Below are 20,958 nucleotides of genomic sequence, written 5' to 3'. Positions count from 1 at the left end.
ATGCTATCGCAGGCAAGCCAGCTCCCACATTTTGATCTTCACATGGCTTAGATGCCCTGCGGGGTTTCTTCGCCGCCCAGTGCCTCAACCAACGCCGGCAGGAACTCACCAAACGTCAGCATCATCAGGGTAAAGCTGGCATCCAGTTGGCCCAATGCCTCGTCGCCGCCGTCCTGTTCCGCCTGGTCTTGCAGCAGGTCTTCGAACTTCAGGCGCTTGACGGTCATTTTGTCGTCGAGCATGAAGGACAACTTGTCCTGCCAGGCCAGGGACAATTGCGTCACGACTTTGCCGGTGGTCAGGTGCAACTGGATCTCTTCGCCGGTCAGGTCCTGGCGCTTGCAGCGCACGATGCCGCCGTCTTCGTGGGTGTCGCGCAGTTCGCATTCGTCGAGGACGAAGAAGTCATCGGCCGGCTTCTGCGTGGTGACCCAGTCGGTCATGATCGCCGTGGGTGCGGTTTTAACCGTCAGCGGGCGTACCGGCAGGGTGCCGATTACTTCGCGCAGGGTCGACAGCAGGTCTTCGGCGCGTTTCGGGCTCGCCGAGTTGACCAGGATCAGGCCCTGTTTCGGCGCAATGGCGGCGAAAGTCGACGAGCGACGGATAAAGGCGCGCGGCAGGAAGGCCTGGATGATTTCATCCTTGATCTGGTCGCGTTCCTTCTTATAGACCTTGCGCATTTGCTCGGCCTCGATCTCTTCGACTTTCTCTTTAAGCGCGTCACGCACCACGCTACCCGGCAGGATGCGTTCTTCCTTGCGTGCAGCGATCAGCAGGAAGTCACCGCTGACATGCACCAGGGGAGCGTCTTCACCTTTACCAAAAGGTGCGACGAAACCGTAAGTGGTCAACTCCTGGCTTGCACACGGGCGCGCCAGTTTGGTGGCCATGGCCGCTTCCAACGCCTCGGCATCAACAGGCAGATCTTGGGTCAGGCGATAGATAAGCAGGTTCTTGAACCACATGGGGTGAGTCTCTCCTTTATACAAAGGGGGGCATTATTCTCTTGATCCGGGCTGAGGCCAACCCTGCCTAAGCCATTGGAAGGGCTGAAAAAAAAGATTTAAGAAAGTGCTTGCCAGACTTAAGGTCGCTCCGTAGAATGCGCGCCACACCGAAGCGAAGGGTGATTAGCTCAGCTGGGAGAGCGTCTGCCTTACAAGCAGAATGTCGGCGGTTCGATCCCGTCATCACCCACCATTCGTTTCAAGTGTTACGCGCAGCGGTAGTTCAGTCGGTTAGAATACCGGCCTGTCACGCCGGGGGTCGCGGGTTCGAGTCCCGTCCGCTGCGCCATATTCGGTAACCTGGAACACTGAACGCCAGGTCACCACAGAAAGCCCGCTCATTGAGCGGGCTTTTTGCTGTCCGGGGTTTGTAAAACCAAAAAAAACGCCGCCGATCATTTCCGATGATTGGCGGCGTTTTTTTATGGGCTGATCAGAAATCCCAACGCGTTGTCACCATCACGTTGCGCGGCTCAGGTGTCATTGATAATGGTTTTTAACTGTGCCGCCAAGCAACGTATAAACGCAATAGACTCACATTTGGGGCTTGAGGCCCCGTTTTCCGGGGCGCGGAGGACACCAGAGAAATTATTTTAAATAAATTGCATTTAAATCAAGACATTGCAGATTTTTGGTGTATTATGCCGCCCACACCGAAGCGAAGGGTGATTAGCTCAGCTGGGAGAGCGTCTGCCTTACAAGCAGAATGTCGGCGGTTCGATCCCGTCATCACCCACCATTCGTTTCAAGTGTTACGCGCAGCGGTAGTTCAGTCGGTTAGAATACCGGCCTGTCACGCCGGGGGTCGCGGGTTCGAGTCCCGTCCGCTGCGCCATATTCGGTAACCTGGAACACTGAACGCCAGGTCACCACAAGAAGCCCGCTCATTGAGCGGGCTTTTTTTTGCCTGCGATTCAGCTTTGCGCTTCGGCGGCGAGCGCCACAGGCGCGGGTGCAATCTCACGTCGGCTCAGAAACACAAACACCACCACCGCCGTAAACAGGGTGAGCCCGGCCAGCCATTGCAGCAACGTATTGAAGCCCGCGAGGTAGGCCGTGCGCAGCAATTCCAGCGGGAGGTTTGCACGGGTGTCGCCCATGACCAACTGCTGGGCAACCCCAGCAATGTCCTGCGAACTGTCTGCGGGCAGATGATGGGCAACCAGCGCACTCAACACCGCCACGGTGATGGCCAGCGCCACACCTTCACTGGCAACCCGGGTCGTATTGAAAATGCCTGCGGCCATGCCCGCACGCTCTGTGAGCACCACGCTGATCGCCAGGCCATCCATCAAACCCCACGGCAAGCCCGTACCTATCCCGATCACCAACATTGCCACGACAGTCGGCAATGGCTGGCCGGGCTGGGCCAGGCTCAGCCCATATAAACCCGCCGCCGCGATCAACAGGCCAAGGGCACACAACAGCCCCGCCGACAGCCAGCGTGTCAGCGTTGCGGCCAGTAACGGCACCACCAGCATCGGCGCAGACAGCGCCAGCATCATCAAGCCCGCCTCTGACGCGCTGGCGCCTTCGACCCCAATAAACCGCAGCGGCAGCAACACCACCAGCACGATGTAGCAGTAGCAGGTGCCAATCGGCAACAATTGCACGCCGATAAAACGCGCAAAGCGAAACAGGCGCAGATCCAGCATCGGTTGGCTCGCACGCTGTTCAACCAGGATAAACACCAGCAAGAAAGCCGCAGCCGCCGCAAGCAGGCAACCGGTCGTCACCGAAGCCCAACCCAACTGCGGCGCGAGAATGATCGCCGTGGTCAAGCTCACCAGCATTGCCGAAAACGTCAGTACGCCAGGCAGGTCCAACTGCAGCGCTTGCGGGTCGCGGCTCTCTCGCATGGTGGGTGCGGCGAACAGCAACGACAGGCCCGCCAGCAATGCGGTGGTGAAGAAAATCGCACGCCAGCCCCACAGTTCAATCAGCCACCCAGACAGCAGCGGCCCGAAAGCCAGGCCCGCGCCAAAGGTGGTGCCCAGCAAGCTGAAGGCGCGTGTCCTGGCATGGCCGTCGAACTCCTGCGCCAACGCTGCGCAGCCGCTGGCCAGTGCGGTAGCTGCCGCAACACCCTGAACACCGCGCAGTACATCCAGCCAGAGCATGCCCGGCGCCACGGTCAGCAGCAGCGAGACACCTGTAAACAGCGCCATGCCCCACAAGAACAAGCGCTTGCGACCATACCGATCGGCAAGGGTGCCGGCGGCCATCAGCAGGCTGCCAAAACTAAGCATGAACGCGTTGGTGATCCACGCCAACTGTGTGGGGTGCGCAGCAAATGCGTGGCCGATAAAGGGCGTCGCTACGGCGCCACCGGTAAAGCTCATGGGCAACACCAGAGCCGCCAGGCAGATCGCGGCAAGAATGGCATAGCGGCCATGGGCGGAGTCGGTTGTGTTCATCGGGAGATTCCTGTGGGCCTGTAAAGATAAAGACTCTAATCAGGATGTAATGGCGGATAAATGGGCCTACATTCCACACATAACGGACAAATTGGATGCATTGGTATGAGCGACAATCTCAGCGGTGTGATCGCCTTCGTGAAAACCGCTGAAGCGCTCAGCTTCACGGGCGCGGCGCGGGCGATGGGCATTTCCGCCTCGGCGGTGGGCAAAAATGTGGTCAAGCTGGAAGCGTCGTTGAATGTGCGGTTGTTGCACCGCAGCACGCGCAAAGTCAGCCTGACTGCTGAAGGCCAGTTGTTCTACGAGCGCTGTCGGAAAATTCTCGATGACCTGCAGGACGCCCGCGCCATGCTCTCCCATGCCATGCAGGCCCCCCGCGGCAAGTTGCGGGTCAGCCTGCCCACCATCGGTTACAGGTTTCTATTTGCGCATATGGTCGCCTTCAGGCGGGCCTACCCGGAAATTGAGTTGGAGCTGGATTTCAACGACCACCTGGTGGATCTGATCGAGGAAGGCTTCGACGTGGTGATCCGCAGCGGCGGTCTGGCCGATTCGACCTTGATGGCGCGCCGACTCGGGCCATTTCGCTTTGTGTTGTGTGCATCGCCTGAGTACCTGCGTGCGAACGGTCGGCCAGCAACCCTCAGTGACCTTGAGCGCCACCAATGCCTGCGTTATCGCTTCGCCACCACCGGCAAAATCATGGAGTGGACCTTATCCGCCAACCCGGCGATCACCCAATTACGGCTGCCCACGGCGCTGACGTTGAACAATATGGAAGCGATGCTTCGGGCCGCAATCGATGGCCATGGCATCGCTTACGTGCCGGACTTTCTGGCCCGAGAGGCGCTGGCCCAGGCACAGTTGGAAACCGTGTTGGACGGGCACTCTGATGACCAAGGCCAATTCTGGGCGCTGTGGCCTTCCAGCCGGCACCTGTCGCCAAAGATCCGGGTGTTTGTGGACTTTGTTGCTGAACGCCTGTTCACAGCCCCATCAACCGATACCCCACCTGCAACTCGGTAATAAAATGCTGTGGCTGCGCCGGATCCGCCTCCAGCTTTTGCCGCAAGTGCGCCATGTGTACACGCAGATAGTGCGGGCGGTCGACGTAGTCCAGCCCCCACACTTCGAGCAATAACTGCCGATGTGTCAGCACCCGGCTCTGGCCGCGAATCATTGCGCAGAGCAGGCGGTACTCGATGGGTGTGAGGTGCTCCGGCTGGCTCTGGCGCCACACTTCGTGGGTCGACAGGTCGACTTCAATTTCGCCAAACGCCACCTTGCTGGTCGCCGCCACAGCGCCCGTCTGCCCGTGCCGGCGCAGTTGTGCGCGGATGCGAGCGAGCAATTCGGGTACGCCGAACGGCTTGGTCAGGTAATCATCGGCCCCTGCGTCCAAAGCGGCGACTTTCTCTTCTTCGCGATCACGCGCCGACAACACCAGAATCGGCACCGCCAGCCAACCACGCAACTCACTGATCAGTTGCTTGCCATCGCCATCGGGCAAGCCGAGGTCGACGATCACCAGGTCCGGTTGACGGCTGGCGGCATGAATCAGCGCACGTTTGACGCTGTCGGCTTCGAACACCTGAAAGCCTTCATCTTGCAGGGCGATCCCGACAAAGCGGCGGATATTGGCTTCGTCTTCAACAATCAAAATGCGTGCAGTGCTCATAGGTTTTCCATGGCCGGCGGGGTGCCGGCCGGTAAGGTGATGATGAAGTGCATGCCGCACGTCTCAAGCGGGTGGGTGTGGATATGCCCGCCATGGGCTTCAACGATGCGTTTGGCCAGCGCCAGGCCCAGGCCGATGCCCGTGACGGAAGATTCCTGCTGGCCACGTGCGAAAGGTTCGAACAGGTTGGCGGGAGCCTTGCCCGGGCCGTTGTCGCTGACTTCCAGCACGATGCTGTCCGAAACTTTGCTGCCAGTGACGGTAATGAGGGTGCCCGCCGGCGTGTACTTGGCGGCGTTATCCAGCAGGTTGACCAGCACCCGCTCGATCAGCAGGGCGTCGATATCCACCAGCGGCAACTGTGAATCCAACAGGGTTTGCACACGGTGGTGTGCCAACGGCTCACGCAACTGGCGCAGGGCGCTGCCGAGGATTTCTTCCAGCGAATGCCACTGCCGGTTCAGGCGCACGCCGCGCTCTTGCATGCGCGCCATGTCCAGCAGGTTTTCGATCAGCCGCTGCATCGATGTAGCTTGTTCATGGATGCCGTGCAGCAATTCGGTCAGCGGACCTGGCGGGGCATGGGGCAGGGCGGTGTCGGCGGCGCCGATCAGGGTGGTCAGGGGCGTGCGCAAGTCGTGGGAAATAGCGGCGAGCAGGGTGTTGCGCATCTTCTCGCCTTCCATCTGCACCAGCGTGCTTTGCGCCACTTCGACGAAATGCACGCGCTCCAGTGCAATCGCCAATTGGCTCATGCAGGCTTCCAGCAGACGGCGCTCCTGCGGGTCGTTCAAGCGCTCGCTCTGGGCCAGTTCCAGTACCAGCACGCCGCGCACGCGCATCGGCGCTTTGAGCGGTAAGTAACAACCTTTGGCTGCTGACAAGGTGTCGGTGCCATGGCCTGCGGCTTGGCCATGGTCGTAAGTCCATTGGGCGATGCTTTCGTCAATCGGCAAGCCGCTGGCACTCACGCTGTGCACGCCATCGGCGGCGTCCGGCAACGCCAGGCCGACCCGTGCCTCGAACACGCCACTGAAGGTGCGCAGCGCGACTTCGATGATTTGCTCTACGGTCAGTGCCGCCGACAAGTCGCGAGCCAGCCGCGCCAAAGAGGTAGCGCGCCGTTCGCGCGCGGCCGCCGTGCGTGCTTCATGGCGCAGGCGGGCGGTGAGTTGCCCGGTGATCAAGGCAATGCCGAGCATCAGCGCAAAGGTGAAGAAATACTGAGTGTCATTGACGGTGAACGAGTAGCGCGGCTGTACGAAAAAGAAGTCGAAACACAGCACCGCCAGCATCGCCGCCCACACACCGGGGCCGCGCCCATAACGCAAGGCCACCAGCACCACGGTGAGCAAAAACAGCATGACCACGTTGGCCAGGTCGAACACTTGCAGCAGCAATGCAGCGACGGCGCTGGCGCTGAAGCAGGCGAGCGTGGCCCACAGGTAGGCCAAGGCGCGGCCGGGGGGCAGCGAGGGTTTTTCGAGGGTCGGCGCAGGCCCGGGCAAGACGCTGTGAGCGATCACGATCTGATCGATCTGCGGGTGATGTCGGCTGATCCGGTCGCTGACCGACTGATGCCAGAAGCGCCAGGCCCGACGCGGATGATGACCGAGCACCAGGCGATTGGCGTTGTGTTCGCGGGCGCAGGCGGCCAGGGCTTCAGCCACGTCCATGCCCGGCAGCGTCGCGGTATCGGCGCCGAATTCGCTGGCCAGGCTCAGGGTTTTCATCGCCGTGAGGTAACGCTTGGCGCCGCTGCCTTGGGCCGTTGCGACATGCACGACGATCCAGTCAGCTTCGAGCTTTTGCGCCAATCGTGCAGCTTCGCGCACCAGGCGTTCATCACCGGCGTCGCCCGCCACACCCACCAGCAAGCGTTCGCGGGCTGGCCACAAGGCTTTGATCGACTGTTCGCGACGGTACACGCGCATTTGCGTGTCGACCCGATCCGCCGTGCGCCGCAGCGCCAGCTCGCGCAGGGCCAACAGGTTGCCCTTGCGGAAAAAATGCTGTGCGGCGCGCTCCGCTTGCGGGCCGAGATAGACCTTGCCGTCCTTCAAGCGTTGCAGCAAATCGTCGGGCGGCAGGTCGATCACCACCACGTCATGGGCGTTATCAAACACGTGGTCCGGTACGGTTTCGCGCACGCGAATGCCGATGATGCCGCTGACCAGATCATTCAGACTTTCCAGGTGCTGGACGTTGAGCGTGGTCCATACATCGATACCGGCGCTGAGCAGTTCTTCAACGTCTTGCCAGCGTTTGGGATGCCGCGAACCAGGCGCGTTGCTGTGGGCCAACTCGTCCACCAGCAATACGGCGGGCTGCCTGCGCAACGCGGCGTCGAGGTCGAATTCGCTGAGCGCAAAATCGTGGTGCAGCAAGGCAGCGCGGGGCAGTTGCTCCAGGCCGTCGAGCCGCTCGGCAGTCTCCGTGCGGCCGTGGGTTTCTACTACGCCGGCAAGCACATCACGGCCCAGGGCGACTTCGCGTTGCGCCGCCGCGAGCATGGCGCAGGTCTTGCCCACCCCGGCATTTGAGCCGAAGTAAATACGCAATTTGCCGCGCAAGGCGGCCTGTTCTTCGAGCTGTACCCGCGCCAGCAGGGCGTCGGGGTCGGGGCGTTCGTGGTTGAGTGCGGGCATGTTCTTCCTGTTGAATACAACACGATTAACTGTGGGAGCTGGCTTGTTGTGGCGAGCAAGCTTGCTTGCGCTGGGGTGCGAAGCACCCCCAAAAAGCCAGCTCCCACATTGGGTTTGTGGTGTTACACCAAGCCCAATCCACTCAGCAGCATGTCAATCACCTTGATCCCCGCAAACGGCACCAGCACGCCGCCCACGCCGTAGACCAACAGGTTGCGGTTAAGCAACGCCGCCGCGCCGATGGCCCGGTACTTCACGCCGCGCAAGGCCAGCGGAATCAACGCGACAATGATCAGCGCGTTAAAAATCACCGCGCTCAAAATTGCCGAATTGGGGCTGCTCAGGTGCATCACGTTCAAGGCGCCAAGCTGTGGGTAGGTGGCGACAAACGCCGCCGGGATGATTGCGAAGTACTTCGCCACGTCATTGGCCACGCTGAACGTGGTGAGCGCGCCACGGGTCATGAGCATCTGTTTGCCGACCTCGACCACTTCGATCAGCTTGGTCGGGTTGCTGTCGAGGTCGACCATGTTGCCGGCCTCTTTGGCCGCCTGGGTGCCGCTGTTCATCGCCACGGCCACGTCGGCCTGCGCCAGCGCAGGTGCGTCGTTGGTGCCGTCGCCGGTCATGGCTACCAGCTTGCCCTGGGCCTGGTAGTCGCGGATCAGTTGCAGCTTGTCTTCCGGGCGGGCTTCGGCGAGGAAGTCATCGACACCGGCTTCCACCGCAATCGCAGCGGCGGTCAGGCGGTTGTCGCCGGTGATCATCACGGTCTTGATGCCCATGCGCCGCAACTCGGCGAAGCGCTCCTTGATGCCGCCTTTCACCACGTCTTTCAGCTCGACCACGCCCAAGGCCTTGGCACCGTCGCTGACCACCAGCGGTGTGCTGCCGCGCCGCGAGACTTCATCGACCTTGGCCTGCAATGCCGCCGGGAAACTCCCGCCCAGGGTTTCGATATGGCTGCGAATCGCATCCGCCGCGCCTTTGCGAATCGCCCGGCCTTCGGCCAGGTCGACGCCGCTCATGCGGGTTTGCGCGGTGAAGTGCACAAAGCGTGCGCCCAGGGCGTTGATGTCCCGCGCACGGATGTCGAATTTTTGCTTGGCCAGTACCACAATGCTGCGGCCTTCCGGGGTTTCGTCTGCCAGTGAGGCGAGTTGCGCGGCGTCAGCCAGTTCAGCTTCCTTCACGCCGGGTGCCGGCAAAAAGCTGCTTGCCTGGCGATTGCCCAAGGTGATGGTGCCGGTCTTGTCCAGCAGCAACACGTCGACATCACCCGCCGCCTCGACGGCACGGCCGGAGGTGGCAATCACATTGGCCGACATCATGCGGCTCATGCCCGCCACGCCGATGGCCGAGAGCAGGCCGCCGATGGTGGTGGGGATCAGGCACACCAGCAACGCCACCAACACCGTGGCGCTGATCACGCTGCCATTGCCGCTCATGGCCACGGCGAAGATCGAGTAGGGGCTCAGCGTGGCGATCACCAGCAGGAACAACAGGGTCAGGCCCACCAGCAGAATCGTCAGCGCGACTTCATTCGGCGTCTTCTGGCGCTTGGCCGATTCGACCATCGAGATCATGCGGTCCAGGAACGATTCGCCGGGGTTGACGCTGATGCGCACCACCAGCCAGTCCGACAGCACCCGCGTGCCGCCGGTGACCGACGAAAAGTCGCCACCGGCCTCGCGGATCACCGGCGCCGATTCGCCGGTAATTGCGCTTTCATCCACCGACGCCACGCCTTCAATCACCACGCCGTCGAGCGGCACCAGATCACCGGCTTCGATCAACACTACGTTGTCCTTGCGCAGCAGGCTGGCCTCCAACGGCAGCCACGCTGCACCGTGGCGCGGTTGCTGCAGCAATTTGGCCAGGGTCTGGCGTTTCATGCCGCGCAGGCTCGCGGCCTGGGCACGGCTGCGCCCTTCGGCCAGGGCTTCGGCGAAGTTGGCGAACAGCACGGTAAACCACAGCCACAAGGTGATGCTGAGGATAAAACCGCTGGGCGCTTCACCCTTGCCGCCCAGGGACTGGAACCACAGCAAGGTGGTGAGAATGCTGCCCAGGTACACCACGAACATCACCGGGTTTTTCCACTGGGCCTGGGGCAGCAATTTCTTCAGTGCATCGACGCCGGCAGTGAGCACGATGCGCCGGTCAAACAGAGGTAAACGAGCATTTTTCATGAAGGAATCTCTTACTCACTGAGCGCAATAGAGGGCTGACGCGCATCCAGCGCCACGTTGAGTTGCAGCACATTCACCCGTGGCTCGCCGAGCAGGCCGAAGGTGCGTGCGGCGGTGTGGTCGTTGAGCAGTTGCAGCAGTTCGGGTTCGGGGATGTGCCGCAAGCGCGCCACCCGTGCCAACTGCAGCCGGGCGTTGGCCACCGAGATATGCGGGTCGAGGCCAGAGGCTGAGGCGGTGACTGCGTCCACCGGCACCGGGGCGTCAGCGGCCAGGCCGTTATCCTGGCGATAGGCTTTGGCGCGGGCAGCCACCTGGTCGAGCAGTTTTTGGCTGGTAGGGCCGAGGTTACTGGCGCCGCTTGCGCCTGCGTTGTAGGGCTGCGGCACGCTTTTGCTCGGGTCTTGCGGATCAGCGCCGAGGGTCATGCTGGGGCGGCCCTGGAAGTACTCCGGCTTGGTGAAATTCTGGCCGATCAGCACCGAGCCGATCACCCGCCCATCGCGTTCAATCAGCGAGCCTTGAGCCTGAAACGGGAACAGCCATTGCGCGGCCACGGTGGTGAACGCCGGGTAAGCCAGCCCGGTCAGCAGCATGAAAAACACCGCCGACACCAGCACCGGGCGCAGCAGCCCTTTGAAGATCGATTGAGTGGTCATCAACATGTCCTTAGTTGTAGGTCTGGCCGGACAGCAACTGCAGTTGCTCCACCAGCGGGCCAAGCGCGAGCGCGGGCAAGAAGGTCAGGCCACCGACCACCAGCACCACGAACACCACCAGCAACATGAACAGCGGGGTCGCGGTAGGAATGGTGCCTGCGCCGGCGGGCACGGTTTTTTTCATCGCCAGGGAACCGGCCACGGCGAGCATCGGCAGCATCGTGAAGAAGCGCCCGATCAGCATCGCAAGGCCAATGGTGGTGTTAAAAAACGGTGTATTGGCATTCAGCCCGGCGAACGCCGAACCGTTGTTGGCGGTGCCGGAGGTGTAGGCGTACAGCACCTCGCTGAAACCGTGCGGGCCAAGGTTGTTGAGACTGGCCAGGGTGTCTGGCCACAGGGCGGCGAGGGCGGTGAAACCCAGGATACTGACCGGGTGCGCGAGCACCGAGAGCATCACCAGTTTCATCTCGCGGGCCTCGATTTTCTTGCCAAGAAATTCCGGGCTGCGGCCGATCATCATGCCCACCAGAAACACCGTGAGCAGCGCGTACTGGATCAGGTTGATAAAGCCCACGCCGTCACCGCCGAACACGCAGTTGAGCATCATCTGCGCCAGGGGCACGAAGCCGCCCATGGGCGTCAGCGAGTCGTGCATGGTATTGACCGAGCCGGTGGTAGCCGCCGTGGTGGTGGCGATAAACAAGCTGCTGTCGGCAATGCCGAAACGCAGTTCCTTGCCTTCCATGTTGCCGCCGCTTTGCTCGATCGACAGCACCTGGTTGGCGCCGGCCTGGGTCAGCAACGGGTTGCCGGTTTGCTCGGCGCCATACACCAGCGCAAGAAAGCCGATAAACATCACCAGGAAGGTGCCGAAAAACACCCAGCCCTGACGGCGTTGCAACAGCATGCTGCCAAAGGTGTAGGTCAGCGCCGAGGGGATCAACAGCATGCTGAGGATGTGCAGGATGTTGGTCAGCGGCGTCGGGTTTTCGAACGGGTGCGCGGCGTTCATGCTGAAGAAACCGCCACCGTTGGTGCCGATGTGCTTGATCGATTCAAAGCTGGCAACCGCGCCGACGATCAGCTGTTGTTGCGCGCCTTCCAATGTTGTCGCCAGGGCTTGGGAGGCTAAGGTTTGCGGCATGCCTTGCCACACATACACCAGCGCCATGCCCACGCACAGCGGCAGCATCACGCGGTAGAGCGTGCGGGTGAAGTCGACCCAGAAGTTGCCGATATCGGCCGCGCTTGAGCGGCTCAAGCCACGTATAAAACCGGCGGCCGCCACCACGCCGGAGGTGGCACCGACAAACATCAAAAAGGTAATGACCGCCATCTGGCTGAAGTTCGACAGGCTGGTTTCGCCCGAATACGCCTGCCAGTTGGTGTTGGTGATAAAGGACACGGCGGTGTTGAACGCCAGGTCCGGTGTTTGCGCAGCCAGCCCCAGTGGGTTGATCGGCGTTACCGCCTGCAGGCGCAGGATGATGTAGCCCAGCAGCATCATCGCCGCGTTCGACAGCAACAGCGCTGCACCGTAGCGGCCCCAGCTCATGGTTTCCAATGGGTTGATGCCCAGCAGGCGGTAGGTAAAACGTTCCGGCAAGGCGTGGCGGTTCCCGGTGAATACCCGGGTCAGCCACTTGCCCATGAGCACGGCAAGCGCGGTCATCAACCCCAGGACCAGCGCAAATTCCAGCAAAGTGCTTAGCATGTCGTGGCTCCGTTCAAAGCTTGCCCATGGCGACAATGGCCATGGCAGTCGCAACAAAAAACACCAGGGAGAGGCCCATAAACATCACGTCGTACATGGCGGGCTCCCTAGAACTTTTCGGCGCGAATGAGGGCATAGCCCAAGTAAGCGAACAGCCCCACGGCGCAAACGCCGCTGGCCACATAAATGAACGTTAGTGTCAGCACGGTGTAACTCCCCTTGTTGAGTAAGCCGGGGAGGTTAGGCGCTCTTGTATCAAGCTCGGGCACTGATTACGGCGGGCGGTATTAAGACGGTATATAGAAGGTTTAAAGCAGGGCACACGAAAACAAGGGATAGCCCACGGGTGGCTGATCCCTTGAAAGTCTGGGGTTCTGCTGATTTCGTTGACCAGCTTATTTGGCTTTCTTTTTCTTCTCGCTGCGGGTGGCGAGGTGTTCGAAGCAAAACGCGGCGGTGCCGAAGAGCGCAATCATTGACAGGACGACCATGCCTAAAGTTGAACTTTCCACGATGACTTCCTACGGGTTTTGGAGGTAGGAAGTGACGGTAGAGTTTAGGGCTTAGTTGTTCAATAGAGGCGACGTAATCGTTATGGGGAACTTCGGATTTATACGGATTCTTTACAGTGATTGGCTTTTCTGTGGGAGCTGGCTTGCCTGCGATGGCATCAACCGGGTGTACCTGATGTACCGAGGTGTCTGCATCGCAGGCAAGCCAGCTCCCACAGAAAAGCAGTTCCCAGGTGTATGCAAATCCGCTTTTCGCTTTTGATCTAACCACTCAGGTCGGCTACTAGGCCGCCGTGCTCTGCTTTTGATCTTGATCTGCTTTTGATCTGAGACGCCCCGTTAACCACGATGGCCGGAGTGCGGGCACACCGAGCATTAGCGAGGTGCCGAGTGGTGGGGCACAGACCTTTTGGTTACTTTTGGCTGGGCCGGCATTCCGGGCATTTGCCAAAAGTGACCCGCTGTAAGAGCCGAACCATAAGCCGCCGTGACCTAAATAACGGATATGCCCCCAAGATAAAACAGCCCAACACCACAAACGCCAATATTTGTGTAGAAGCCTATGCTGCATCACAAGCCAGCTCGCACCTGTTGACCGAGTGTTGCTTTTAATTGCGGCCTCTCTGCTCACAAATTCCGACTATGCCGATAGTCGCTCACCGCCTCATACACCGCCTTGCGCAACCGGTTGATCCCACCAATCGGCCGATGCGCCTCCAGCCCGAACCACGGGTTGAACGACTGGTTATCACAGGCAAGATTCAACGCGGGCGTATCAAAGTCCTGCGCAGGAATCCGCACCTTGGCCACTGTCTCATAGGGCGCGTCACTTTCCTTCCATTCGATGCTGGTGTCTTCGATCGGCATGAATTTCTGCGGATTTTGCCGCTGAATCTGCAACACAAAACACGCCGGTACACGGTCGGTGGACAGTTGCTGGTTCAGTGCGCTGCGCAGAAAGTTCGGCAGGTCCTGATTCTGCTTGGGCAACACATATTCCGGGCAACTCTGCGGGTCGGGTGCTACACGAAACTTGGCATTTGCCGCGCCAAATTTGTAGGGGGAAACCGAAAAGTACGTCGTCTGCGTCGGGCTCGCCGGAGCGGGCGCCAGGGTGGCCAGGGCGATAAACAGGTGGCGCACTTGCCAACTGCGCGGGTCGGCTTTAGGGAAGAACGCCAACACCTTTTTGCCGTCAGCCTGGGCACCGATGTTCTGCGCGTATTCGGCCACATCGCTGACAAAAAAGTTCGGGTGGCTGAACATCACAAAGTCTTGTTCGGTGCGCGTCTGTTGGTCGGCCATCAATTGTTTGCCTGGCACATCCAGCAGCTTGATCGCCATGCCCCGCGCATCGCGGATGCTGTCGAACTGCGGGTAGGCGTTGCCGTTGGACAGGCGCATCTGCGCCTGCCAGGTCTTGCCAGGTTCAGCGAATACGCCTTGGCGCAGCGCCGGGTCGAGGTCCGTCAGCACGCTGACTTCGGCCTTCACGCAGCCGTGGGCCTTGGCATGCGCGTCACGCAGGTAGCGCGTGCCTTCGCGATGCTGATCGACGATGCGCACTGCCGTCTGGATGATGCCTTGGGTCATGGCTGTTTCGCCGGGCGGGATCTGTTCATCCGGCGACACCGGGCCGCTGTGTTGCCAGGCGAACCAGGCCGTGGCGAACAGCCAGCCCAGCAGCCCCAAACCCAGCAGCCACAGCAGGGTTTTACCGAGAAAGGCGCCCAGGCGTAGCCAGAGGCGTGCGAGCAGCGAACGTTGGTTGTATTGAGATCGGATAATCATGGCAGTGGTTGCTCCAGCGGGCCGCCCAGCACTTTGAGGTATTCCAGCAGCGCCCAGCGTTCCTGCGGCAGCAAGCCACGGCCGATCACGCCATTGCCACGCTTGCCATCACGGAATTCGTGACCGCTGTTGTGGTTGCCGGTTATTTTGGTATCGAACAAAAAGGCGTTTTTGAACGCACCCGTTTCAAAGCCCAGGTGACGCGGGTCGTAATTGAACGTGCCTTTGTAGAAGGTGGTGCTGCGCTCGTCCTGGGGCGAGAGCAATTGATAGATCGTCGGCACCGAGCCGTTGTGCAGGAATGGTGGTGTGGCCCATACGCCGGCCAGCGGTCGGGCCTTATAGGCGCGCAATTCACGCACACCGATGGGCAGGCCAAAACCATCCAGGCCTGGGCGTTCGGCCGGGGTTACACCGGCGGCGCGGTAGGCGTGTGCTTCGACGAAGGCAGTGACGTAGGCCAGGCCTTGGGCCACCGACAGGTTGTGTAGGTCCAGCGGTGCGGTGGTTGTGGGGTGCAGCTCGACATTGAGCCTGGCCAGTTCCGCCGGGTCCCACTGCAGGGCGCTGAGGTCATAGCGCTGGTCGGCGATGTTATTGGCCGTGCCTGGGTCGGTACCGATGTAGTCCACGGGCAACATCTTCAGTTGCTGCACCGGGCGGCCGTTTTCCTGCGTGACTGCAGGCACATGGCAACCGGCGCAGTTCTCGGCGAACAGCGCGCGGCCTTGGGCGGCGAGGGGCTTGTCGATGGCGCCGAACAGGTCTTGCGGCCAGGTCGGCGGCTTGAGGCGTTGCAGGGTTTCTTCGATCCGGTTGAGGTCGCGCACGCGCACGCTGGAAGGGTAACGGGCATCGCCCTGGAGGGGTTGGCCGGCCGCGTCGAAAAAGGCCAGGGTCGCACCCACGCCCAAGGCCTCGCCGATGTTACGTGCCATGGGCTGCTGGGCCGAACCGTTCCATTGCACCCAGTCGAAGGTCCAGATATCCCACAGGTGCGGGTAGTCCACCGGCGCATTGGCGACCCGGTAGTTAGCCGGCGAGATAGCGTCGCCGAAGCTGGCATTGGCGATGCGGCCAAATGCGTCAGTGCGGCCCGGGCCTTCTTCGGTGGGGTAGAGGCCACGGTGCGTGTCGTTCCAGGCAACTTTAAGGAACTGGTTCAGCGACTGCTTGAAGTCCTGACGCAGTTGTTGCTTGTTGTGATCGTCATAGTCGTGGCCGAGCACGTTGTGGGCGAAGCGATCGAACTTCCAGGGCAGGTAATAGGTGGCGGCGAGGCTGGCCACCAGCGCCTGGCCGAAGCTGCCTCCGCGCAGGGTCGGTACGCTGGACGGCAGCACATGCTGGGCCGAACCGCCGTCGATGCGAAGCGCCTGGTTTTTGAAGTGCAGCTCGCCGGTGTGGCAGGCGGCGCAGGTGATGTCCAGGTACTGCACCTGGCTGCCGGCGTTCTGGTGCCGGGCGAAACCCACCGGCAGGTTGCCGGGGTTTTGTGCGTTGGGCACCTGCTTGGGATCGACCAGAAAGCCGAAGCGTGCGAGGTAGTCGGGTGTGGCAAAACGCCGGTCCGAAAAGGGCAGTTCGAGGGCGGTGAACCAGTCGTAATGCAGGCCTTTTACCTGGGTGCCCTGGGGCGTGAAGTAGTAGGTCTGGCGATCGGCTTCGCTCCATTGTTGCTGATAGTGCACCTGCTCCACGGGCACGTAGTCCGGCAGCTTGGGGTTGAGGGTGTAATAGAGGACCACGCCCAGCAGCAAACCCAGGGCGAGCAATATCAGAAGTAAAACACGGGAAAAAATGCGCAAGATGGCTATCCTTGTCTCGGCCTTGTCGAGTTGTAGCGTTCTTATGCCATTGCGTCACAGGTGCGGCAAGTGGCCAGCAGCCTGGTTGCGAATGGTCCCGCGATCCTTCGCGGGCCTCCATAATGAATGAAAATGCTTTTAAACACGTGAACTTATCAGAAGTTTCCTGCTCACATGCCGGTAGCCATTGGTCGTGGCCGCCTGATAAGCTCGCGACTTTACTCGAATGCCCTTTTGGCGCACGAACAAGGAAATAGCATGAAACAGCATCGGTTGGCGGCGGCGGTGGCCCTGGTTAGCCTGGTACTTGCGGGTTGTGATTCGCAGACCAGCGTAGAGCTGAAAACCCCGGCGCAGAAAGCTTCCTACGGCATCGGCCTGAACATGGGCAAAAGCCTTGCTCAAGAAGGCATGGATGACCTGGACTCCAAAGCGGTAGCCCAAGGCATCGAAGATGCCGTCGGCAAGAAAGAACAGAAGCTGAAGGACGACGAACTGGTTGAAGCGTTTGCCGCACTGCAAAAGCGTGCTGAAGAACGCATGACCAAAATGAGCGAAGAGTCGGCAGCCGCCGGCAAGAAATTCCTCGAAGACAACGCCAAGAAAGACGGCGTGGTCACTACCGCTTCCGGTCTGCAATACAAGATCGTGAAGAAGGCCGACGGCGCTCAGCCTAAGCCGACCGACGTAGTGACTGTTCACTACACCGGCAAGCTCACCAACGGCACCACCTTTGACAGCTCCGTAGATCGCGGCAGCCCGATTGACCTGCCGGTCAGCGGCGTGATCCCGGGTTGGGTCGAAGGCCTGCAACTGATGCACGTGGGCGAGAAGGTCGAGTTGTACATCCCGTCCGACCTGGCCTACGGCGCACAGAGCCCGAGCCCGGCGATTCCAGCCAACTCCGTGCTGGTATTCGACCTGGAACTGTTGGCCATCAAGGACCCAGCCAAGGCTGAAGCCCCTGATGCACCTGCGGCGCCAGCTGCCAAGAAGTAATCGGCACCTGAACACACAACGCCCCGTTTTTACGGGGCGTTGTTGTTTCTGGCGTTTGCATTAATGATTGTTCCCACGCTCTGCGTGGGAATACATCCGGTGACGCTCAGCGTCACATTCGCCTAGGGTGGAAATTTGCGCGGTTCGGGACGCGGAGCGTCCGGGGCTGCATTCCTTTGCTGCGCGTGGGAACGATCGCAAATCCGACCGAACCCCTGGAAACTGTCACAGTCTGATATAAGACTCGAGCACGGGTAGCCGCACATCAATGCCAAGTCAATGAATTCTTGGGTTTTTTTTATGTGCGCAAAAAACGCCCGATCTGACTGCAAGCCTTGTAAATCGCGGCTTTCAGCCGATAAAACAGGCTCTGTTCACAAGGTTATCCACAATTTGTGTGGATAACCTTTTATCTCGCCTGGAACTGGAGTGACCGATGAAACCACCCTTCAATTTCACCCGTTTCCTGCCCATGGCCGCACGCTTGCTTGGTCGTGGCCGGTTGCCGACCCTGCTGTTCGCCGTGGCCGCCAAAGGCTCAAGCCAGGGCAATCGGCTGGGTAAACTCAAGGATGATCTCAAATTGCTCCAGGCCTTGTGCCTGGCTTACTGGCGCGGTGAGTATCGCGCCATAAGCCCCAAGGCGCTGATCTCGGTAGTGGCGGGGCTGATGTACTTCCTCAGCCCGATTGACGCGATCCCGGACTTTATCCCGGTGTTCGGCATGCTCGATGACATTGCCGTGCTGGCATGGGTCATGAAGACCCTGGACGGCGAACTGAGCGCGTTTCGCGCCTGGCGCGACGCCCAGCGCCCGGAAAAACTCGCGGTGGTTGAGCGGCTGCCTGCGACGCCTGCGCTGCTGGCCCAGGAAAACCCGCAAAAAAACTGAACACGCTTATATCCCCCTGCGACCTTTGTGGCTGTTAGGATTACACTTCTAAGGAAAGAACTTACTTAGTAAGTGTTGTTATCCTACGGGGCAGTCATGGATATTCAGATAATTTCACGCGATGGCGCACCCGAGTATGCGGTGCTGCCATGGGACCAGTACCAGGCGCTACTAAAAGCAGCCGGTCAGCAACAGCCTGTCGCCACTCCTTCTTCTACCGCTCAGGTCGCGCCCGATCAGGCTTTACGCCCGCTCGCGGACCTGCGCGGCCTGCGTGAGGCCAAGGGCTTGGCCATTGAAAGCCTGGCCCGCACCGTGGGCATCAGCCCTTCGTACCTCGGATTGATTGAAAGTGGTGAACGCCAGCCGGATGCCGCCATCCGCCGCAGCCTGGCCTGGGAATTGGGCGTTGCAGGTTGGAGGGATGAATCTTGAGTCTACGAATCAGTCGTCAACACTGGGATGGGTTACTCAATGAACTGGACCAGGCGCGCCGCCAGCGCCATTTGCTCACCTACCGCGCGCTGCTGGAGCGCCTGCAATTTCCCACGCCGGCCATGCAAACCCTGGCCGCTGCCCTTGAGCACCTGGCCGCGTTGGACGCCAAGGCCGAGCAGCCGTTGCGCAGCTCGCTAGTGATCAGCCAGGGCGCCAGCCGCTTGCCGCGTATCGGTTTCTTTGAGTGTGTGGAGCGCCTGGGGCGTTTCAGCGGGCCGTCCGATGGTGTGGCTGCTGCGTCCTGGCATGCTTCGGAAGTGGTGCGGGTGTTCGAGTACGAGTACCCGGAGTCCGCCGAGGCCTAAGCGGGCAGGTTGTCCATGCTGTCGATCACATGGATGCTGTAGCCGGCGATGTCTTTGGCGTGGTGCTTGGCTTGCGAGGCCAGCTCCGCCAACTGGCTGGCATCCAGTTGTGCACAGGCCTGTGGATATAAATGCACCACGCCGATCGACAACGACAGCAAAGCGAATTCCTGACGCACGCCCTGACGGTTCAATGCCACGAAGCAACCGGCGTCCAAATGCTCGGCGCGATAGAAGCGTCGGCATTGGGTGTGGAAGTCATCCAGTAACTGGTTGAGCCGCTTGCGCCAATCCTGCGGGCCGAGCACCAGCAAAAAATCATCACCGCCGATATGCCCGACAAAATCGCGGCTAGGGTCAACCCGATCGTTCAGGCACTGCGCCAGGCACAACAACACCTCATCCCCACGCCCGTAGCCGTAGATATCGTTGAACGGCTTGAAGCTGTCGATATCCACGTAGCAGATCACCGACTCGCGTTGTTGCTGCAGCAACCGCGTCAGGCATTGCTGGATCGGCACATTGCCCGGCAGCAGCGTCAGTGGGTTGGCATAGCGTGCCTGCTGGATCTTCAGCTCAGTGATCAACTTGAGCACATCGATCACCCGACCCAGGCCCAGGTAGTCACCGTTGAGGGTGATGATGAAGTCTTCCTCGATCCGTTGCCGCGCGCGGCTGGTGAGCAGGCGGCTGACCTGTTGCAGGGACTGGCTCAACTCCACCGCCAGGAAGTCATCGCTCATCAAGCGGCTGATGGGTTTGCGCGCGAACAGGTCGGTGGCGAACGGTTTGAGCAGCGCATCCGACAACGAATGCCGGTGCACGATGCCGACCGGGTGACCGCGCCCATCCAGCACGGCCAGCGAGTTGAGGTTGGCCTGACGGCGGAAGGATTCGAGCACCTGGGCGGTGGCGGTGTCCTGATCCACCGCCGGTTGCTCGTTGAGCAAGGCGCTGAGGTCGCTGCCTTCTTCGTTGAGGGTGATGTTGGTGTGGTCCTGCTTGGGCAACATCAGCCGCGCTTCCTGGGGCGGTTGTTCCTGGGGGCGGCAAAGCAGGTAGCCCTGGACCAGGTCAACGCCCATTTCCGTCAACACCGCCAACTCCTCCGGCAGCTCGATACCTTCGGCAATCACCTGGGCGCGGGATGCCTTGGCGATTTGCAGGATGGAGCCGACGAACTCGCGCTTGAGCGCATCCTGATGGATACCGTCGATAAAGTGCCGGTCGATTTTCACGTAGTCCGGGCGTAGCTCAGACCATAAACGCAGGCTGGAATACCCGGCGCCCAAGTCATCCAGAGCGATGGCAAAACCCATGTCGCGGTAATGATGCAGCGCGGTTTGCAGCAGGTCGAAGTCGTCGGTGGGCGTTTGCTCGGTGAGTTCGATCACCACCTGGCTTGGCGGGATGCCGAAGTCGCGCAACAACTGCAAGGTGCGGCCCGGTTGATGCGCCGTCTCCATCAAGGACTCCGGCGAGATGTTCAGGAACAGCTTGCCCGGCAACTTTTGCTCGCTGAAGCGTCGGCAGGCACTTTCGCGGCAGGCCATTTCCAGTTCGCTGAGGCGCCCGGCATGGCTGGCCACGCTGAACAGGGCGACGGGGGAGTGCAAGGGGCTATTGGACGGGCCACGGCTGAGCGCTTCGTAGCCGAGGATTCGTCGCTCGGACAGGCAAATGATCGGTTGGAACAGGCTGTGTAAACTGCCTTGAGCCAGGATTGAGCCCAATGCATTCAGCTGTTCGGTCATGGTCATGGCGATCTCGATCGAAAAAAAAGGACCGCAGGCTTAACGCCTGCGGTCCCTTTATTTCACGACAGAATG

16 protein-coding genes and 4 tRNA genes are annotated in these 20,958 nt (G+C 60.6%); 9 read left to right on the top strand and 11 right to left on the bottom strand.

Annotated elements, in window-relative coordinates; all coding sequences use genetic code 11:
- Positions 1 to 47: 47 nt before the first annotated feature.
- Positions 48 to 968 carry a recombination-associated protein RdgC gene (gene rdgC, locus ACQY47_RS05185; RefSeq protein ID WP_003172886.1) on the bottom strand — a complete coding sequence of 307 codons (921 nt, stop codon included), beginning with the start codon at positions 966 to 968 and terminating at the stop codon, positions 48 to 50.
- A gap of 159 nt (positions 969 to 1,127) precedes the next feature.
- On the opposite strand from rdgC, the gene ACQY47_RS05180 reads away from it, so the two are divergent.
- From ACQY47_RS05180 to ACQY47_RS05165, 4 genes are all read left to right on the top strand, one after another.
- A tRNA-Val gene (locus ACQY47_RS05180) sits at positions 1,128 to 1,203 on the top strand.
- Between the two features lie 19 nt (positions 1,204 to 1,222).
- Positions 1,223 to 1,299, top strand: a tRNA-Asp gene (locus ACQY47_RS05175).
- 374 nt (positions 1,300 to 1,673) lie between these two features.
- Positions 1,674 to 1,749 (top strand) — tRNA-Val (locus ACQY47_RS05170).
- Between the two features lie 19 nt (positions 1,750 to 1,768).
- Positions 1,769 to 1,845: transfer RNA gene (locus ACQY47_RS05165), tRNA-Asp, on the top strand.
- 79 nt (positions 1,846 to 1,924) lie between these two features.
- On the opposite strand, the gene ACQY47_RS05160 is transcribed toward ACQY47_RS05165, so the two are convergent.
- Positions 1,925 to 3,427 (bottom strand): MFS transporter, encoded by a 1,503-nt coding sequence (locus ACQY47_RS05160; RefSeq protein ID WP_428556286.1) that lies wholly within the window; start codon positions 3,425 to 3,427, stop codon positions 1,925 to 1,927.
- A gap of 105 nt (positions 3,428 to 3,532) precedes the next feature.
- On the opposite strand from ACQY47_RS05160, the gene ACQY47_RS05155 reads away from it, so the two are divergent.
- Entirely contained in the window at positions 3,533 to 4,456 is a 924-nt protein-coding gene (locus ACQY47_RS05155) for a LysR family transcriptional regulator (RefSeq protein WP_428556283.1), read from the top strand.
- Here the strand turns inward: ACQY47_RS05155 and ACQY47_RS05150 are convergent.
- From ACQY47_RS05150 to ACQY47_RS05115, 8 genes are all read right to left on the bottom strand, one after another.
- Complete coding sequence (locus ACQY47_RS05150; protein ID WP_428556280.1) at positions 4,416 to 5,108, bottom strand: response regulator; 693 nt, start codon at positions 5,106 to 5,108, stop codon at positions 4,416 to 4,418. The genes ACQY47_RS05155 and ACQY47_RS05150 overlap by 41 nt on opposite strands.
- Entirely contained in the window at positions 5,105 to 7,756 is a 2,652-nt protein-coding gene (locus ACQY47_RS05145; RefSeq protein WP_428556277.1) for a DUF4118 domain-containing protein, read from the bottom strand. Before ACQY47_RS05145 ends, ACQY47_RS05150 begins: the two co-directional genes overlap by 4 nt.
- A 122-nt stretch (positions 7,757 to 7,878) precedes the next feature.
- Positions 7,879 to 9,948: a potassium-transporting ATPase subunit KdpB gene (gene kdpB / locus ACQY47_RS05140; RefSeq protein WP_428556274.1), complete on the bottom strand. Its 2,070-nt coding sequence runs from the start codon at positions 9,946 to 9,948 to the stop codon at positions 7,879 to 7,881.
- An 11-nt stretch (positions 9,949 to 9,959) separates the two neighbouring features.
- Positions 9,960 to 10,607: a potassium-transporting ATPase subunit KdpC gene (gene kdpC, locus ACQY47_RS05135; RefSeq protein WP_395600083.1), complete on the bottom strand. Its 648-nt coding sequence runs from the start codon at positions 10,605 to 10,607 to the stop codon at positions 9,960 to 9,962.
- Positions 10,608 to 10,617: 10 nt separating this feature from the next.
- Entirely contained in the window at positions 10,618 to 12,324 is a 1,707-nt protein-coding gene (gene kdpA, locus ACQY47_RS05130; RefSeq protein WP_428556270.1) for a potassium-transporting ATPase subunit KdpA, read from the bottom strand.
- Between the two features lie 107 nt (positions 12,325 to 12,431).
- Complete coding sequence (gene kdpF, locus ACQY47_RS05125; RefSeq protein WP_256666301.1) at positions 12,432 to 12,506, bottom strand: K(+)-transporting ATPase subunit F; 75 nt, start codon at positions 12,504 to 12,506, stop codon at positions 12,432 to 12,434.
- A 957-nt stretch (positions 12,507 to 13,463) separates the two neighbouring features.
- Complete coding sequence (locus tag ACQY47_RS05120) at positions 13,464 to 14,627, bottom strand: catalase family protein (protein WP_017136379.1); 1,164 nt, start codon at positions 14,625 to 14,627, stop codon at positions 13,464 to 13,466.
- Complete coding sequence (locus tag ACQY47_RS05115; RefSeq protein WP_428556266.1) at positions 14,624 to 16,435, bottom strand: di-heme-cytochrome C peroxidase; 1,812 nt, start codon at positions 16,433 to 16,435, stop codon at positions 14,624 to 14,626. The genes ACQY47_RS05120 and ACQY47_RS05115 overlap by 4 nt, the downstream gene beginning before the upstream one ends.
- Before the next feature lie 258 nt (positions 16,436 to 16,693).
- On the opposite strand from ACQY47_RS05115, the gene ACQY47_RS05110 reads away from it, so the two are divergent.
- From ACQY47_RS05110 to ACQY47_RS05095, 4 genes are all read left to right on the top strand, one after another.
- Positions 16,694 to 17,434, top strand: a complete 741-nt coding sequence (locus ACQY47_RS05110; protein ID WP_017136377.1) for an FKBP-type peptidyl-prolyl cis-trans isomerase — start codon at positions 16,694 to 16,696, stop codon at positions 17,432 to 17,434.
- 436 nt (positions 17,435 to 17,870) lie between these two features.
- Complete coding sequence (locus tag ACQY47_RS05105) at positions 17,871 to 18,326, top strand: YkvA family protein (protein ID WP_017136376.1); 456 nt, start codon at positions 17,871 to 17,873, stop codon at positions 18,324 to 18,326.
- A 96-nt stretch (positions 18,327 to 18,422) separates the two neighbouring features.
- Entirely contained in the window at positions 18,423 to 18,761 is a 339-nt protein-coding gene (locus ACQY47_RS05100) for a helix-turn-helix domain-containing protein (RefSeq protein ID WP_026013635.1), read from the top strand.
- Complete coding sequence (locus ACQY47_RS05095; protein WP_428556261.1) at positions 18,758 to 19,129, top strand: hypothetical protein; 372 nt, start codon at positions 18,758 to 18,760, stop codon at positions 19,127 to 19,129. The genes ACQY47_RS05100 and ACQY47_RS05095 overlap by 4 nt, the downstream gene beginning before the upstream one ends.
- Here ACQY47_RS05095 and ACQY47_RS05090 read toward each other — a convergent pair.
- Positions 19,126 to 20,889 (bottom strand): bifunctional diguanylate cyclase/phosphodiesterase, encoded by a 1,764-nt coding sequence (locus ACQY47_RS05090; RefSeq protein WP_026013634.1) that lies wholly within the window; start codon positions 20,887 to 20,889, stop codon positions 19,126 to 19,128. The genes ACQY47_RS05095 and ACQY47_RS05090 overlap by 4 nt on opposite strands.
- Positions 20,890 to 20,958: the final 69 nt, after the last annotated feature.

It is taken from the genome of Pseudomonas edaphica, from assembly GCF_965277385.1.
In the GTDB taxonomy this organism is placed as follows: Bacteria; Pseudomonadota; Gammaproteobacteria; order Pseudomonadales; family Pseudomonadaceae; genus Aquipseudomonas; species Aquipseudomonas edaphica.
This window is presented reverse-complemented; position numbering and strand designations above follow the sequence as displayed.

Bases quoted from the DNA above. Each gene is read 5' to 3' on its own strand.
- rdgC (WP_003172886.1), bottom strand. From the start codon at position 968: ATGTGGTTCAAGAACCTGCTTATCTATCGCCTGACCCAAGATCTGCCT.
- ACQY47_RS05160 (WP_428556286.1), bottom strand. From the start codon at position 3,427: ATGAACACAACCGACTCCGCCCATGGCCGCTATGCCATTCTTGCCGCG.
- ACQY47_RS05155 (WP_428556283.1), top strand. From the start codon at position 3,533: ATGAGCGACAATCTCAGCGGTGTGATCGCCTTCGTGAAAACCGCTGAA.
- ACQY47_RS05150 (WP_428556280.1), bottom strand. From the start codon at position 5,108: ATGAGCACTGCACGCATTTTGATTGTTGAAGACGAAGCCAATATCCGC.
- ACQY47_RS05145 (WP_428556277.1), bottom strand. From the start codon at position 7,756: ATGCCCGCACTCAACCACGAACGCCCCGACCCCGACGCCCTGCTGGCG.
- kdpB (WP_428556274.1), bottom strand. From the start codon at position 9,948: ATGAAAAATGCTCGTTTACCTCTGTTTGACCGGCGCATCGTGCTCACT.
- kdpC (WP_395600083.1), bottom strand. From the start codon at position 10,607: ATGACCACTCAATCGATCTTCAAAGGGCTGCTGCGCCCGGTGCTGGTG.
- kdpA (WP_428556270.1), bottom strand. From the start codon at position 12,324: ATGCTAAGCACTTTGCTGGAATTTGCGCTGGTCCTGGGGTTGATGACC.
- ACQY47_RS05120 (WP_017136379.1), bottom strand. From the start codon at position 14,627: ATGATTATCCGATCTCAATACAACCAACGTTCGCTGCTCGCACGCCTC.
- ACQY47_RS05110 (WP_017136377.1), top strand. From the start codon at position 16,694: ATGAAACAGCATCGGTTGGCGGCGGCGGTGGCCCTGGTTAGCCTGGTA.
- ACQY47_RS05105 (WP_017136376.1), top strand. From the start codon at position 17,871: ATGAAACCACCCTTCAATTTCACCCGTTTCCTGCCCATGGCCGCACGC.
- ACQY47_RS05100 (WP_026013635.1), top strand. From the start codon at position 18,423: ATGGATATTCAGATAATTTCACGCGATGGCGCACCCGAGTATGCGGTG.
- ACQY47_RS05090 (WP_026013634.1), bottom strand. From the start codon at position 20,889: ATGACCATGACCGAACAGCTGAATGCATTGGGCTCAATCCTGGCTCAA.